This window comes from Streptomyces sp. NBC_00247, assembly GCF_036188265.1.
Classification (GTDB): Bacteria; Actinomycetota; Actinomycetes; order Streptomycetales; family Streptomycetaceae; genus Streptomyces.
On record NZ_CP108093.1, the window covers coordinates 4,537,562 to 4,551,654 of the forward strand.

The window sequence follows — 14,093 nt, forward strand, 5'->3', positions numbered from 1 at the left end:
TTCATCCGATGTCTAGCAGGCTGAACAGGTTTTGTGGGCTGTGCCGAGTACGGTCCGGGGCGGTCGCCGCACCGCACCCGGTCCGGCCGGCACCCCAATCCACCCAGGCATCTCTACCCAGGGAGTGGCACCCGTGAAGTTGCTTCGAGTCGGCACGGCGGGAGCGGAGCGTCCGGCTCTGCTCGCGGAGGACGGAACGCTGCGCGACCTGTCGGGGGTCGTCCCCGACATCGACAGTGCGCTGCTCGCCGACGAGCACGGGCTCGACCGGGTGCGCGCCGCCGCGGCCGACCCCGGCTCGCTGCCCGAGCTGGATCCGGCGGAACTGCGGACCGGGGCTCCCCTCAGCCGCATCGGCAAGATCATCTGCATCGGGCTGAACTACCACGACCACGCGAAGGAGACCGGGGCGGCGATCCCCGCGGAGCCGATCCTCTTCTTCAAGGCGCCCGACACGGTCGTCGGCCCCGAGGACACCGTCCTCGTGCCGCGCAACAGCGTGAAGACCGACTGGGAGGTCGAGCTCGCGGTCGTCATCGGACGCACCGCCCGCTACCTCGACTCGGCGGAGGAGGGGCTGGCGCACGTCGCCGGATACGCGACCGCCCACGACGTCTCCGAGCGCGAGTTCCAGATCGAGCGCGGCGGCACCTGGGACAAGGGCAAGAACTGCGAGACCTTCAACCCGCTCGGCCCGTGGCTGGTGACCGCCGACGAGGTCCCCGACCCGCAGGCGCTGTCGCTGAAGCTCTGGGTCAACGGCGAGCTGAAGCAGGACGGCACCACCGCCGAGCAGATCTTCCCGGTCGGTGAGGTCGTCCGCTACCTCAGCCACTTCATGACCCTCTACCCGGGCGACGTCATCAACACGGGCACCCCGGCCGGCGTCGCGATGGGCCACCCGGACCCGAAGCCGTACCTGCGCGCGGGCGACGTCGTCGAGCTGGAGATCGAAGGTCTCGGACGCCAGCGCCAGGTGCTCAAGGACGCGTGAGCGCGACGCCCCGGGGCCCCGCGCGGATGTCGCCGCGCGGGGCCCCGGGGGCGTACGTACGAGACGCGTGGGGGTCATCCCTCCAGCGTCGCCAGGAACTCCTCCAGGCCCTGGACGACCAGGGCGTGGTCCTCGGCCTGGGGGAGGCCCGAGACGGTGACGGTGCCGATGACGCCCGCACCGTCGACGGTGATCGGGAACGAGCCGCCGTGCGCGGCGTACGTGCCCAGCGGCAGGCGGGACGAGTCCTCGAAGGTGGTGCCCTTCGCGCGGAAGCGGGTGCCCACGAGGTAGGAGCTCTCGCCGTAGCGCTCGACGACCTTGCGCTTGCGGTCGATCCAGCCGTCGTTGTCGGCGCTGGAGCCCGGGAGCGCGACGTGGAACAGCTGCTGCGGGCCGCGACGGATGTCGATGGCGACCGGGGCGTTGCGCTCGCGGGCCAGCCGGACGAGCAGGGTGCCCAGCGCGTACGCGTCCTCGTGGCCGAAGCGGGGCAGGGTCAGCCGGCGCTCCTGGGCGAGCAGTTCGGAGACGGTCGGGGCGTCGGGGCGGGCGCTCATGCCTGGGTCTCCTCGGTGCTCGGGGTGCCGGTGGGCCGCGGGACCAGGGTGACGGCGGTGCCCTCCTGGGCGGAGCGGCGGGCCGCCTCCAGGACGTCCAGTGCCGCTGCCGCCTCCAGGGCGGTGACCGGGTTGTCGCCGGTGCCGCGCAGGGCGGCGGCGACGCCCGCGTAGTACGCAGGGTAGTCGCCGGGCAGGGTGCGCACCGGGACGCCACCGCCGGTCAGCGGGGACTCGCCCGAGCCGAGCCGGCCCCACAGGCCCTCGGGCTCCTCGCCCCACGGCTGCCGGCCCGCGCCGGGGCGGCGACCCTCGCGCAGCGCCGCCTCCTGCGGGTCCAGGCCGTACTTCACGTAACCGGCCTGCTGCCCCAGCACCCGGAAGCGCGGGCCGAGCTGGGCGGTGGTGGCGCTGGCGTACAGGTGGGAGCGGACACCGCTCGTGTGGGTGATCGCGATGAAGGTGTCGTCGTCGGTCGCGGCGCCGGGGCGGCGGGCGTCCGACTCGGCGTACACCTGCACCGCCGGGCCGAACAGGACCAGCGCCTGGTCGACGATGTGGCTACCCAGGTCGAAGAGGAGTCCGCCGATCTCCTGCGGGTCGCCCGACTCGCGCCAGCCGCCCTTCAGCTGCGGGCGCCACCGCTCGAACCGGGACTCGAAGCGCTGCACCTCGCCGAGTTCGCCGTCGGCCATCAGCCGGGCGATGGTCAGGAAGTCGTTGTCCCAGCGGCGGTTCTGGAAGACCGAGAGGAGCAGTCCGCTCTCCTCGGCGAGCGCGGCCAGCTCACGGGCCTCGGCGGCGGTACCGGCGATCGGCTTGTCCACCACGACCGGCAGCCCGGCCGCCAGGGCGGCCTTCGCGACCGGGACGTGCGTCTTGTTCGGGGTGGCGATCACGACGAGGTCCAGCTCGCCGGCGCGCGCCCACAGCTCCTCGGGCGAGCCGGCGAAGCGGACGTCGGGGAACTCGGCGCGGGCCTGCGCCCGGCGCTCCTCGTTCGACGTGACGACCGTGTCGAGCACCAGGCCCTCGGTCGCCGCGATCAGCGGGGCGTGGAAGACGGAACCCGCCAGGCCGTAGCCGACGAGCGCGACGCGGAGGGGATCGGTGGAAGTCATGGGCTCCACTTAAGCAACGCTGTTGCCAAAGTGCAAGCGGGGCCCACAATGGGGTGGTGAACACCAGCGATACCAGCGATTCCCGGAGCGTCCCCGGCGTCGGCGCGCGCAACGGCACCGGGGTCAACCTCCCGGCCCTGCGCCACCACAACGCCGCCCTCGTGCTCGACCTGCTGCGCGGCGCCGGCGGCGACGGCATCAGCCGGCTGGAGCTGGCCGAGCGCACCGGGCTCACCCCGCAGGCCGTCAGCAAGATCACCGCCCGGCTGCGCGCGGAGGGCCTCGCCGCCGAGGCGGGCCGGCGCGCGTCCACCGGCGGCAAACCGCGCACCGTGCTCCGGCTCGTCCCGGACGCCCGGCACGCGGTCGGCCTCCACCTGGACCGGGACGAGCTGACCGCCGTCCTCGTCGACCTCGCCGGTACGCCGGTCGCCGTCCGGACCGCACCGCTCGACTTCGGTGCCCCGGCGGCCGAGGTGGTCGCGGGCGCGGCGGACGCGGTGGCGGAGGTGAGCGCGTCGGCGGCGCCGGGAGACGGCCCGGCCGTGCTCGGCGTGGGCGTGGCGGTCCCCGGCCCGCTCGACCACCGCGACGGGGTGCTGCACCGGGTCACCGGTTTCCCGCAGTGGGACGGATTCCCGCTCCGCGAGGCCCTCGCCGCCCGCACCGGCCTGCCGGTCTCCGTGGACAAGGACACCAACGCCGCCGCCCTCGGCCTCGCCCTGCGCGACCCGGGCGCGGGCGACTTCGCCTACCTCCACCTCGGTACGGGCCTGGGCGCCGGGCTCGTCCTCGGCGGGGCGCTGCACCGGGGCGTGCGCACCGGCGCGGGCGAGTTCGGGCACCAGACCCTCCTCCTGGACGGGCCGCCGTGCGGCTGCGGCGGGCGCGGCTGTATCGAGGCGCTCTGCCTGGCGGCGGCGGACCGGGGCGACGTCGCCGAGGCCGCCCGGGTGCTGGGCGCGGGGGCCGCCAACCTCGTCGCACTGCTCGACATCGACCGGGTGGTGCTGGGCGGGCGCACGGTCGCGGCGCACGAGGACGCCTACGTACGGGGCGTGCGCGCCGTGATCGAGGAGCGTGCCCGGCGCGAAGGAGCCGGGACGCCCGTGCCGGTCGCCGTCGCGGGCGGCGGCGACCACCCGGTCGCCGAGGGCGCCGCCCAGTTGGTCCTCGGCCCGCTCTTCGGGCGGACGGCGGAGTAGCGGGCGGACCGGGCGTGCTCCACGAGACGCCCCGGGGCCGGTCGGCGGAGGGCGGGACGACCCCTGTCCCGCCGGGCGGGTGAGCTTCCGGCGTGTCAGTGTGATGTTCGTATCCATGCCTGGCAGGGTCTCCGCCGATACGCCGGTGGTTCCTCCGCACCGGTCGTTCGCGAGCTGTGAAGGGTGCCTCCCATGCCCCCCGGACCTCCCGCACGACTGCGGCCTCTTGCACGACTGCGACCTGCCGCGCGGCTGCGCGACGGACGGGCGCTCACCTCGCTCGGCCTGGCCGCCGGGATCGCCGTACCGGCCGCGCTGTTCGGCGGGCCGCCGACCTCGGTGACGGAACCCTTCGCCGCCTCGGTCGTCGCGGACCAGCAGCCCGCCTGCGGTGACCGGGGCGCCAGGGACTTTCCCATCGGCACCCGTATCCACGGCGGCCCGGACACCTACGCGTCCGGCGGCGGATACGGAATCTGGTACCTGGACCTCGTCAACACCACCTCGGAGTCCTGCCGCGCCCTGCACCCCGTACTCGTCCTGACCGACCAGGACCGGCAGCTGACGTCGGACCAGATCCAGCTCGCGTACGCGGAACGGCCAGGTACGGAGCCGGGCGCCGGGACCGAGCACCGGGTCGGCTGGGAGACCACCGACCGGAACGAACAGATCGGGGTCTTCGGCAGCGGCGAGGCCGGCGACGACTTCGAGGGCTTCACCGTCCCCGCCGGACGCACGGTCACCGTCCGCGTCCGGATGGCCTTCACCTCCGACACCCGGCCCGGGAACGTCGTGGCCAACGCCGCCATCGTGCAGCGCCGCCCGGCCGCGCCCCCCTCGGACGCGGTGGCGGACGGGTCCGTCGTGGCCCCGGACGGGGAGTGGGTCGGCGAGTCGGAGGACTACCCGTTCTCCATCGTCGAGGGGGACATCGAGGGTGGCGCCGACCTGGTGTTCCCCGACGAACCGGGGACCGGGGACCTCCTCACCGGGGCGGAGGCGACCGACGGGTCCGGTACGGGAGAGGACGGGGGGACCACCGGAACGGACTCCGCGGACGGGACCGGCACCGACGCGGACACCGGAGGGGACTCCGCGGACGGGACCGGCACCGACGCGGACGGCGGCACGGGTACGGCGCCCGGCGCGGACGGAAGGACCGCCCCGGGCGGAACGAGGACCCCGGGCGTCGATCCCCGCACGACCACCGGCACCGGCACCCCGCCCCGCACCGGCACCGCTCCTACCACCGGCCCGCACCCGTCCCTCGCGCCCACCGTGCCCCCGGGCGGCGTCGAGGTGCCGCGCGACGCCGCCGGCAACCCACTGCCCGAGCTCGCCCGGACCGGGCGCCCGGGGCGCGCGACGGCCCTGCGTACCGGCGCGGTGGCCGCCGCGCTGCTGCTCGGCGGCACCGCCGCACTGCTCCTGGCCCGCCGCATGAGGCGGGGCCGGGGCTGAAACCCGGCCGCGCGCACCCCCGAACGCCCCCGCACACCCCTCGCGCCGCCCTTCCCGGCCCCGCTGCGATTCGCGCGATCCCGCCTCGTCCGCATGATCGATACGGGCCACCTTTCGGCCTAAACTCGGGGCGTCGGCGCTGCACACCGCGGTGCCGCCGGCGTCCAGCACCTCGTGTGCACCGTGCGTACGGCAGGAGTCCGTGTGATGGCAGAGCGCAAGCCGATCGAGTCCTGGCTGACCGACATGGACGGGGTCCTCATCCACGAGGGCACCCCCATTCCCGGCGCGGACGCGTTCATCAAGCGGCTGCGGGAGTCGGGGAAGCCCTTCCTGGTCCTCACCAACAACTCCATCTACACCGCCCGCGACCTCCACGCCCGGCTCAGCCGCATGGGCCTGGACGTCCCGGTCGAGAACATCTGGACGTCCGCGCTCGCGACCGCCCAGTTCCTGGACGACCAGCGCCCCGGCGGCACGGCGTACGTCATCGGCGAGGCCGGTCTCACCACCGCGCTGCACGACATCGGGTACGTCCTCACCGACCACGCCCCCGACTACGTGGTGCTCGGTGAGACCCGTACGTACAGCTTCGAGGCGCTGACCAAGGCGATCCGGCTGATCAACGCGGGCGCCCGGTTCATCTGCACCAACCCGGACGAGACCGGCCCCTCCGCCGAGGGCCCGCTGCCCGCCACCGGTTCCGTAGCGGCCCTGATCACCAAGGCCACCGGCAAGGAGCCGTACTTCGCCGGCAAGCCCAACCCGCTGATGATGCGGACCGGGCTCAACGCCATCGGCGCCCACTCCGAGACCAGCGCCATGATCGGCGACCGGATGGACACCGACGTGCTGGCCGGTCTGGAGGCCGGGATGGAGACGTTCCTGGTGCTCACGGGGCTCACCACCACCGCCGACATCGACCGCTATCCCTTCCGCCCGTCCAACGTGGTCGACTCCATCGCGGACCTCGTCAACCTGGTCTGACCTCCCGAGCCGTCGCCCGACCGGGCGACAGCGGATGCGAAAAGCGCGCGTACGGGTGAACCTGCCAGCAGGAGGTTCACGATGCGTTCACTACCCCTCACCATCTGTGCCGCTGCGGCGGTCGCGGCGATATCCGTCTCCGCGCCCGCCGCGTCGGCCGCCCGGAACGACGACGGCACCCTCAGGGTGACCCCGTCCACCATCGCCCCCGGCGGCGAGGTCGAGCTCTGGTCCGACGCCTGCGGCAAGGGCAAGGAGGGCGTCGGCGAATCCGACGCGTTCGCCTCCTCGGTGCGGTTCACTCCCGCCGACGGGAAGGGCCTCCGCGCCGAGGCCCGTATCCGGTCCGGCGCCGAGGCCGGCCGGTACGACGTCACCCTGTTCTGCGAGGGCAGGGCCGGCAAGGACGGCCGGGCCACCGGCACCCTCACGGTGGTGCACCGCGTCCGGCCGACTCCGGTCGCCCCCGTCCATGCCGGTGGCGGCGGCACCGCCGTACTCGCCGAGCAGGCCGAGGACTCCGACGGGCCGGGCGCCCCCCACGTGGTGGCCGGGCTCGCGCTCGCCGCCGTCGCGGCGGCCACCGCGGCCTTCCGCGGCGCACGCCGCCGCCGTCCGGCCGCGGACTGACATGTCCGCCCCCACTCGCCCGGCCGGTACCGGGCGGCTGCTCACCGGAGTGGCGTGGGCCGTGCTCCTGCTCGGCCTCTGGCTCTGGGGCCGCGACGCCGCCGGAGGACCCGGTGGCAGCTCCGCGCCCACCACCGGAGACGTCGCGGCGGTCGGCCGCCCCCTCGGGATGCCGCTGCCCCCGGCGCACGATCCGCTGGCCCCTTCGCCGCCGCGCGAGGTCGCGATCCCGTCCGTGGGCGTCGACGCCCCCGTCGTCGGACGCGGCCTCGACGGTGACGGAGCCGTCGACCCGCCCCCGTTCGCGACCCCGGGCGCCGTCGGCTGGTACGACGGTGGCGCCGAACCCGGCACCGCGGGGGCGGCGATCATGGTCGGCCACGTCGACACCGAGACCGAGCCCGCCGTCTTCTACGGACTGAGCGCGGCGCGGCCGGGCGCCGAGATCCGGGTGACCCGGGCCGACGGCACGGTCGCCGAGTTCACCGTCGACGACGTCCAGGTCTTCACCCGGGAACGCTTCGACGCGCAGAAGGCCTACGGGCCGCGCCGGGACGGCCGCGCCGAACTCCGGCTGATCACCTGCGGCGGTACGTACGACCGGGCCACCCAGGCTTACTCCGCCAATGTCGTCGTCTCCGCCTACCTCACGGGCGAGGACGACGGACAAGGCGGCGGCGGTGCGGTCGGCGCACCCGCCCGCACCCGGAGCGGACCGTCGCCGCACTGAACCGGTCCGGCCGCCGCACCCCGGCCCCGTCGGGCGACTCCCACCCGGGAGCCGCCCGACGGGGCCGGTTCCGCGTCCGCTCTTCGCGCACCGGGCCATGAGGTGTCCCGAGGCTTCCGCGCGGGGAGAATCAACTAGGCACTCCGTGACGGTTTGTCTGCGGAGAGTCACCAGAAGGAGTGGCGCGTGCAGGCCGCGCGATTCCGGACGGCGCGCGCCCGCGGCCGCGCGGGGGCGCGAAGAGGTGTCGCGCGGACGCGTGAAGAGAGACGAAAGGTGAAAGCGAGCCTCGCGGTGTGCGCGGGGCAGGGGCGTACGACCCGGCGGGGCCGGGCAACGAACAAGGCCCCCTCACGTGGAGTGAGAGGGCCTTGACTCTGCGTGCGCCGCCAGGGACTCGAACCCCGGACCCGCTGATTAAGAGTCAGCTGCTCTAACCAACTGAGCTAGCGGCGCCTGCTGACCTGGAGAACATTACCGGATTCCGCAGCATGCTCCTGACCATTTTCCATGGCGCCACGCCCTGTCGCATGGTCGTTTTTTCTCTTTGATCCGTCAAAATGTGATTTGTCATGAGAGTTGAGACGCCGGCGCCCGTAGCGGAGTGCCTCAAAAAATCTTGACGAGTCCGGAGGGGAACCGACATGACCGTCCCGGTCTTCAGGGAGTACGAACCCGCCGCCGACTGCTGCTGCGCCGGCTGTGCCCTCCAGCGGCGCACGGCGGCGGCCCGGAGCCTGCCGCCCCGCCTCGGCGGCCATCGGGCCGCGCACGGAGCACGCCGCGCGCTGGTGCTCGCCACGGCTGCCGGAGTGGTCCTCTCCGCCGGTGCCGCCGAGGCGGTCGCCCCGGCCTGCCATGCCGTCGGGCCCGTCCGCCCGGACGGCGCGTCCGGCCCCGGGCCCACGACCCCGCAGGGGCGGACCGGACCGCTGAAAGGCGGCGGTGGCGCGGGCCCGCCCACCGCGGACGCGCCCCTGGTCCTGCGGACCACCACGCGCGGGGAGATCATTTCCCGCGCCAAGACGTGGGTCGCCGCGAAGGTACCGTACGACATGGAGAAGTACTGGTCGGACGGCTACCGCCAGGACTGCTCCGGCTACGTCTCGATGGCCTGGGGCCTGGACGGCAACGAGTGGACCGGCAGCCTCTCCTCGTACGGCACGCGGATCGCGCGCTCGCAGCTGGAGCCGGGCGACATCCTGCTCTTCCACGACCCGGCCGACCCCAACAAGGGGTCGCACGTCACGATCTTCGGCGGCTGGACCAACAGCGCGCGCACCCAGTACATGGCGTACGAGCAGACACCCCCGGCCACCCGGAAGAAGACCACGCCCCTCGCGTACTGGAGCAACTCCGACAAGTACCTCGCCTACCGCTACCGGGGGCTCACCGGCGGTTCCGGCGGCGGCTCGTCCTCGGGGTTCCCCGGTGCCGCCAGGTTCGGGCCGGGAGCCCGCAACGCCCATGTGACCCAGCTCGGCGACATGCTGGTGGCGCGGGGCGGGAAACGTTTCTACACCCAGGGCCCCGGCCCCGCCTGGAGCGAGGCGGACCGGCGCGCGACCCGGGCGTTCCAGCAGGCGCAGGGGTGGAAAGGCGCGAACGCGGACGGCCTTCCCGGCCCGGACACCTGGCGCCGGCTCGTCAACGGCACCGGGAAGGACATTCCGGCGGCAGGGCCGGGTGGCGGTTCGAGCGCGGTCCCGCCCTTCCCCGGACGGGGCTATTTCAAGCCAGGTCAATCGAACGCCCATGTCGAGCGGCTCGGCAGGCAGTTGGTGAAGAAGGGCTACGGGCGGCACTACGCCTCGGGGCCGGGCCGCCGCTGGACCGAGGCGGACCGGCGCAACGTGGAGGCGTTCCAGCGGGCCCAGGGCTGGCGCGGCGGCGTGGCGGACGGCTACCCGGGGCCGGACACCTGGCGGCGGCTCTTCTCCTGAAGGGGCCGGGGGCCGCCCGGCGGATCGGTGGACCGGCGCGCACCGGTGGTGCGGGGGCCCGGCGGATCGACAGCTCCGGATCGCCGGAGCGCGGAAGGGAACGGTGGCGCGTGTACGGAGACGAGGAAGACGGCGTGGGGGCGGGCCGCGGCGCGGGAGGCGGTGCCGGCCCCGGGACGGGCCCGGGCGGCGAACCGGTCCCGGAGCCCGGCCGGCCCGGGGGCCGCGATCCGCGTACGGAGGGTGGCCCGGAGGCCGAGGGGCCCTGCGTGGACGTGGTGCTGGAACTCGCGCACGGCGAGACGGAGACCACGTCGATGCGCACCGTTTCGGCCACGGTCTCGGTGCCTGCGGGCGGGCCGGACGCCGGCTCGGAGGACGGGACCGGCTCGGGCGCGGGTTCGGGCGACGGGACCGGGTCGGGCGCCGGGACGGGGGACGGGACCGGCTCGGGCGACGGTTCGGGCGACGGGACCGGCTCGGGCGACGGGACGGGGGACGGGACCGGCTCGGGGGACGGGACGGGGGCGGGCGACTGGACCGGCGGGACCGACGGGACCGGCGGAGTCGGGCGGGCTGCCGGGGGTGAAGCGGCCCGGGGTGAAGCTCCCAACGGGGAGGTGCCCGCCCCGTCCGGCGGTTACCGCGAGGGGGACCGGTGGGGCACCGGGCGCCGCCGGTCGGTCATCGCCAACGAGTCCACCGCGTCCATCCCGGTGCACCTGCTCTTCCGCGACGAACCCCGCGATCCCGACGACCGCACAGGGCTCCTCCCGCGCGTCGGTACCGGTGTACCGGAGCCGTACGGACCGCCGGGCGGCCCCGCCCGGGACGGCGGCGACCCGCGCCGCACCGCCGGGGCCGCCTCGCTGCCCGCGGCCGTGGCCCGCCACGCGCTGCCGGCCGACCGGTCCGGCGCCGGGGTGCGGCGACCGCCCGTGCCCCGCTCTCCGCAGGTCAGTCCGCCGACCCGCCCCGCGCCCGTCGCCGATCCCCGGCTGCGCGAGCGTCCCGGCCCTGCCCTGCCCGGTTGGGTGGCCGTGCTCACCGGGATGGCCGGCTGCGCCGCCGCTCTGGCGGTCCTCTGGTGGGCGGGCGCGCTGCCGGAGCCGGCGCAGGCCCGGCTCGGCATCGGACCGCGCCCGTACGAAGGCGTCGGCATCGGTCTCTGGGCGGTGCTCGCGGTGCTGGTGACCGTGGTGCTCTTCGCGTTCGGGGGCCTCGGGCGCGGGCGGGTCGGGTACGCCCTGGTGCTGACGCTCTTCGGCGACTACCGGGGGAGTGTCCGGCGTACCGGACTCTTCTGGGTCTCCCCGCTGCTGCTCCGCCGCCGCACCGACGTGCGGCTGCGGCACTGGCGGAGCGAGCCGATGCCCGCCGTGGACGCGAACGGCACGGCGCTGCGGGTCACCGTTCTCGTCGTCTGGCGGGTCAAGGACACCGTCCGGGCGGTGCTGGGGGTCGCGGACCACGAGACGTACCTGCGGGAACAGGTCGAGGCGGCGATGGCCCGCGTGCTCTCGCAACTGCCCGCCGACGCCTTCCACGAGGACGCCCCCACGCTGCGGAACGCCGAGGCGGTCGGGGACGCGCTGACCCTGATGCTGAAGGCGGACTGTGAGCCGGTCGGGGTGGAGGTGTACTCGGCGCAGCCGACCGGGATCGAGTACGCCCCCGAGGTCGCGGCGGCCATGCAGCGCCGCCGGGTCGCGGCCCTCGACGCGAGGCACCGCGACAGCGTCCTGACGTCCGTGGTGGACGCGGTCGACGACACCGTCCACCGGCTCACCACGCGAGGGCTCGTCGCGCTCGACGACTACGAACGCAAGTCTCTGGTACGGGACTTGACGGTGGCCTTCTACACGGGGCGAGGCGGGGGCGAGGGGATCTGAGGGGATCCGAAGTGTCCTGGGGGGCTGGTGCGACGGCGCAGGATAGCGAAACGGAATGGCGTCACGCAGTGGTCTGGACATGTTCACGGCACGTCAATACTGTGGAACTTGGTCTAGACCGCACGACCGCGCGCTTCATGAGCAGTGCTCACCGAAAAGTCCCCATGTCCCTGAGGAGCGAAGCATGCGTAAGAGGACGAGCGCGGCCGTGGTCGGCCTGGCGATCTTGGGCGCTTCGGCGCTCGCCACCAGCAGCGCCAGCAGCCACGGCTACACCGACAACCCCATCAGCCGTCAGAAGCTCTGTGCCAACGGCACGGTCACCAACTGCGGCAACATCCAGTGGGAGCCGCAGAGCGTCGAGGGCCCGAAGGGCTTCCCGACGGCGGGTCCGGCGGACGGGAAGATCTGCTCCGCCAACCACACCGAGTTCGCGCAGCTCGACGACCCGCGCGGCGGCAACTGGCCGACCACGCAGGTCACCGGCGGCCAGTCGTTCAACTTCCGCTGGCAGTTCACCGCCCGTCACTCGACGACGGACTTCCGGTACTACATCACCAAGCAGGGCTGGGACCCGACGAAGCCGCTCACCCGGGCCTCGCTGGACTCGCAGCCGTTCCTGACGGTGCCGTACAACAACCAGCAGCCGCCGGCCACGCTGACCCAGACGGGCACCATCCCCAGCGGAAAGACCGGCCACCACGTCATCCTGGCGGTGTGGACGATCGCGGACACCGCGAACGCGTTCTACTCCTGCTCGGACGTGAAGTTCTGATCCCCGCGCCGGAGGCGGGTGGGTGCTCGACGGCCCCCGTACCGGCACGGGTGCGAGAAGCGCCGGTCCGAGAGGCATCGGCGTGAGTGGGGAGGGGTGCGCGCCCGGCGACGGCCGGACCTGACGCCCCTTTGGCGAAGCGCGGCCGTTCGGGCGGGACGGCCGAGCCTGTGAACCACCGATGAACAGCAGGACGGCACAACGCAGTGGGGCGGTCTCCGATGCCGGAGACCGCCCCACTGTCGTGTCGTGCGCCGCCAGGGACTCGAACCCCGGACCCGCTGATTAAGAGTCAGCTGCTCTAACCAACTGAGCTAGCGGCGCCTGCTGACTCGAAAATAATACCTGGTCCGCAGGGGTGCTGATGACACCCCTGTTTCGGGGCGGGGCGGGGCGGCGCTCGGTGGGGCGGGGCGGGGCAGGGGTGGTCGCGCGGGGGGCTGCTGCCGTACGCCTCGTACGGCGGCTCCGCCCCGCGCTGCCGCCGCGCCCGCGAGAACGCGCCGGTCGCAGGGGCGTGCGTCAGCCAAAGTAAGTTTCTTACGTAAGTGATCTTTCTTTTTGCGTTCATTCTTGTCACGCTGACTCCGTGATGAATCGAAGGATCTCCGAAGTCGCCGCGTACGCGGGCGTCAGCACGGCCACCGTCGGCCGTGTCCTCAATGGCCGTACGGGCGTGTCCGCCCCCACCCGCGAGGCGGTGCTGGCCGCCCTGGACGTCTGCGGCATCGAGCGGCCGGTGGGGATGCGGGGGGAGCGGGCGGCGCTGATCGGCCTCGTCGTGCCCGATCTCCAGAACCCCGTGTTCTCCGCGTTCTCCGAGGCCCTGTGCGTCCTGCTGGACCGGCGGGGACTCATTCCCGTGCTGTGCACCCACAGTCAGGACGGGGTGTCGGAGGCGCACTACATCGAGATGCTGCTGCGGCAGAACATCGGCGGGATCGTCTTCGTGGGCGCCAGTTACGCCGACGCGGGACCGGAGCACGGCCGGGTGCTGCGGGAGCGCGGGATACCGATGGTGCTGGTCAACGCGGCGGACGAGAACTCCGGGGTGGCCCAGGTGCGGGTGGACGACGCACTCGCCGCCGAGCAGGCGCTCGCCCACCTCGTGGCGCTCGGGCACGAACGGATCGGCATGGTCCTGGGGCCCGGCGGGCACGTCCCCTCGGCCCGGAAACTCGCCGGTTTCGCCGCCTTCCGAAGCCGTCGGGGCGACGCGCCGGAGGAGTGGCGGAGGCTGGTCGCGCACGCCCTGTTCACCATGGAGGGCGGGGCCACCGCGCTGCCCCGACTGCTGGCCGAAGGGGTCACCGGAGTCGTTTGCGCGAGCGACGCACTGGCCCTCGGGGTCATCCGGGGCGCCCGCCGGCAGGGGCTGCGGGTGCCCGAGGACCTGTCGGTCGTCGGCTTCGACGATTCCCCGTACATGGTGGCCACCGACCCGCCGCTGACCACCGCGCGGCAGCCCGTCCAGGCCATGGCGGCGGCGGCCGTGGCTGCGCTGGTGGGCCAGATCGAAGGGCGTGCGGATGCGAACGACCTCCTGATGTTCGACACCGAGCTGATCGTGCGCGGCTCCACGGCCGGCCGACCCCGCTGAGTCGTCCCGCCGAGGTGTGCGCAAGGCGGTGAGGGAGGTGGCGGGCCGCCTCCCGGGGGTCGCGCGCGCCCTGGGTCGGGCTGCCTCTCGTGAGCGTCCGCACGTCACCGGCGGAGATCCTGCTGATTACATTCTTGCGCAGATGCATTGACTTCTTGCGTAACCGGCTTCTACCTTCAGCGCTGTTCACGTGCA

12 protein-coding genes and 2 tRNA genes are annotated in these 14,093 nt (G+C 73.8%); 10 read left to right on the forward strand and 4 right to left on the reverse strand.

Annotated elements, in window-relative coordinates:
* Window positions 1-133: 133 nt before the first annotated feature.
* Window positions 134-994, forward strand: coding sequence for a fumarylacetoacetate hydrolase family protein (locus OHT52_RS19640; protein ID WP_328721487.1), 861 nt, complete (start codon window positions 134-136; stop codon window positions 992-994).
* Window positions 995-1,068: 74 nt separating this feature from the next.
* Here OHT52_RS19640 and OHT52_RS19645 read toward each other — a convergent pair whose 3' ends face one another.
* A complete protein-coding gene (locus OHT52_RS19645; RefSeq protein WP_328721488.1) occupies window positions 1,069-1,554 on the reverse strand; it encodes a heme-degrading domain-containing protein in 486 nt (161 codons plus the stop codon).
* Window positions 1,551-2,675 carry a Gfo/Idh/MocA family oxidoreductase gene (locus OHT52_RS19650; RefSeq protein WP_328721489.1) on the reverse strand — a complete coding sequence of 375 codons (1,125 nt, stop codon included), beginning with the start codon at window positions 2,673-2,675 and terminating at the stop codon, window positions 1,551-1,553. The genes OHT52_RS19645 and OHT52_RS19650 overlap by 4 nt, the downstream gene beginning before the upstream one ends.
* Before the next feature lie 56 nt (window positions 2,676-2,731).
* On the opposite strand from OHT52_RS19650, the gene OHT52_RS19655 reads away from it, so the two are divergent.
* From OHT52_RS19655 to OHT52_RS19675, 5 genes are all read left to right on the forward strand, one after another.
* Window positions 2,732-3,880, forward strand: a complete 1,149-nt coding sequence (locus tag OHT52_RS19655) for an ROK family transcriptional regulator (RefSeq protein WP_443046616.1) — start codon at window positions 2,732-2,734, stop codon at window positions 3,878-3,880.
* A gap of 192 nt (window positions 3,881-4,072) precedes the next feature.
* Complete coding sequence (locus OHT52_RS19660) at window positions 4,073-5,341, forward strand: peptidase (protein WP_328721490.1); 1,269 nt, start codon at window positions 4,073-4,075, stop codon at window positions 5,339-5,341.
* Window positions 5,342-5,587: 246 nt separating this feature from the next.
* Complete coding sequence (locus tag OHT52_RS19665) at window positions 5,588-6,328, forward strand: HAD-IIA family hydrolase (protein ID WP_443046804.1); 741 nt, start codon at window positions 5,588-5,590, stop codon at window positions 6,326-6,328.
* Between the two features lie 81 nt (window positions 6,329-6,409).
* Window positions 6,410-6,958, forward strand: coding sequence for a hypothetical protein (locus OHT52_RS19670; RefSeq protein WP_328721492.1), 549 nt, complete (start codon window positions 6,410-6,412; stop codon window positions 6,956-6,958).
* A 1-nt stretch (window position 6,959) separates the two neighbouring features.
* Complete coding sequence (locus tag OHT52_RS19675) at window positions 6,960-7,688, forward strand: class F sortase (protein WP_328721493.1); 729 nt, start codon at window positions 6,960-6,962, stop codon at window positions 7,686-7,688.
* Window positions 7,689-8,070: 382 nt separating this feature from the next.
* Here the strand turns inward: OHT52_RS19675 and OHT52_RS19680 are convergent.
* Window positions 8,071-8,144: transfer RNA gene (locus OHT52_RS19680), tRNA-Lys, on the reverse strand.
* Window positions 8,145-8,332: 188 nt separating this feature from the next.
* Here OHT52_RS19680 and OHT52_RS19685 point away from each other — a divergent pair.
* The 3 genes from OHT52_RS19685 to OHT52_RS19695 all read left to right on the forward strand — a co-directional run bounded on the left by OHT52_RS19685 (window position 8,333) and on the right by OHT52_RS19695 (window position 12,298).
* Complete coding sequence (locus tag OHT52_RS19685; protein WP_328721494.1) at window positions 8,333-9,631, forward strand: peptidoglycan-binding protein; 1,299 nt, start codon at window positions 8,333-8,335, stop codon at window positions 9,629-9,631.
* Between the two features lie 269 nt (window positions 9,632-9,900).
* Window positions 9,901-11,523: an SPFH domain-containing protein gene (locus OHT52_RS19690; protein ID WP_328721495.1), complete on the forward strand. Its 1,623-nt coding sequence runs from the start codon at window positions 9,901-9,903 to the stop codon at window positions 11,521-11,523.
* A 184-nt stretch (window positions 11,524-11,707) separates the two neighbouring features.
* Window positions 11,708-12,298: a lytic polysaccharide monooxygenase auxiliary activity family 9 protein gene (locus OHT52_RS19695; protein ID WP_328721496.1), complete on the forward strand. Its 591-nt coding sequence runs from the start codon at window positions 11,708-11,710 to the stop codon at window positions 12,296-12,298.
* 250 nt (window positions 12,299-12,548) lie between these two features.
* Here the strand turns inward: OHT52_RS19695 and OHT52_RS19700 are convergent.
* A tRNA-Lys gene (locus tag OHT52_RS19700) sits at window positions 12,549-12,622 on the reverse strand.
* A gap of 268 nt (window positions 12,623-12,890) precedes the next feature.
* On the opposite strand from OHT52_RS19700, the gene OHT52_RS19705 reads away from it, so the two are divergent.
* On the forward strand, window positions 12,891-13,898 hold the full coding sequence (locus tag OHT52_RS19705) for a LacI family DNA-binding transcriptional regulator (protein WP_328723817.1): 1,008 nt from the start codon (window positions 12,891-12,893) through the stop codon (window positions 13,896-13,898).
* Window positions 13,899-14,093: the final 195 nt, after the last annotated feature.

Excerpts from the sequence above, each read along its gene's own strand:
- OHT52_RS19645 (WP_328721488.1), bottom strand. The coding sequence starts at position 1,554 with ATGAGCGCCCGCCCCGACGCCCCGACCGTCTCCGAACTGCTCGCCCAG.
- OHT52_RS19650 (WP_328721489.1), bottom strand. The coding sequence starts at position 2,675 with ATGACTTCCACCGATCCCCTCCGCGTCGCGCTCGTCGGCTACGGCCTG.
- OHT52_RS19660 (WP_328721490.1), top strand. The coding sequence starts at position 4,073 with ATGCCCCCCGGACCTCCCGCACGACTGCGGCCTCTTGCACGACTGCGA.
- OHT52_RS19665 (WP_443046804.1), top strand. The coding sequence starts at position 5,588 with ATGGACGGGGTCCTCATCCACGAGGGCACCCCCATTCCCGGCGCGGAC.
- OHT52_RS19670 (WP_328721492.1), top strand. The coding sequence starts at position 6,410 with ATGCGTTCACTACCCCTCACCATCTGTGCCGCTGCGGCGGTCGCGGCG.
- OHT52_RS19675 (WP_328721493.1), top strand. The coding sequence starts at position 6,960 with ATGTCCGCCCCCACTCGCCCGGCCGGTACCGGGCGGCTGCTCACCGGA.
- OHT52_RS19685 (WP_328721494.1), top strand. The coding sequence starts at position 8,333 with ATGACCGTCCCGGTCTTCAGGGAGTACGAACCCGCCGCCGACTGCTGC.
- OHT52_RS19695 (WP_328721496.1), top strand. The coding sequence starts at position 11,708 with ATGCGTAAGAGGACGAGCGCGGCCGTGGTCGGCCTGGCGATCTTGGGC.
- OHT52_RS19705 (WP_328723817.1), top strand. The coding sequence starts at position 12,891 with ATGAATCGAAGGATCTCCGAAGTCGCCGCGTACGCGGGCGTCAGCACG.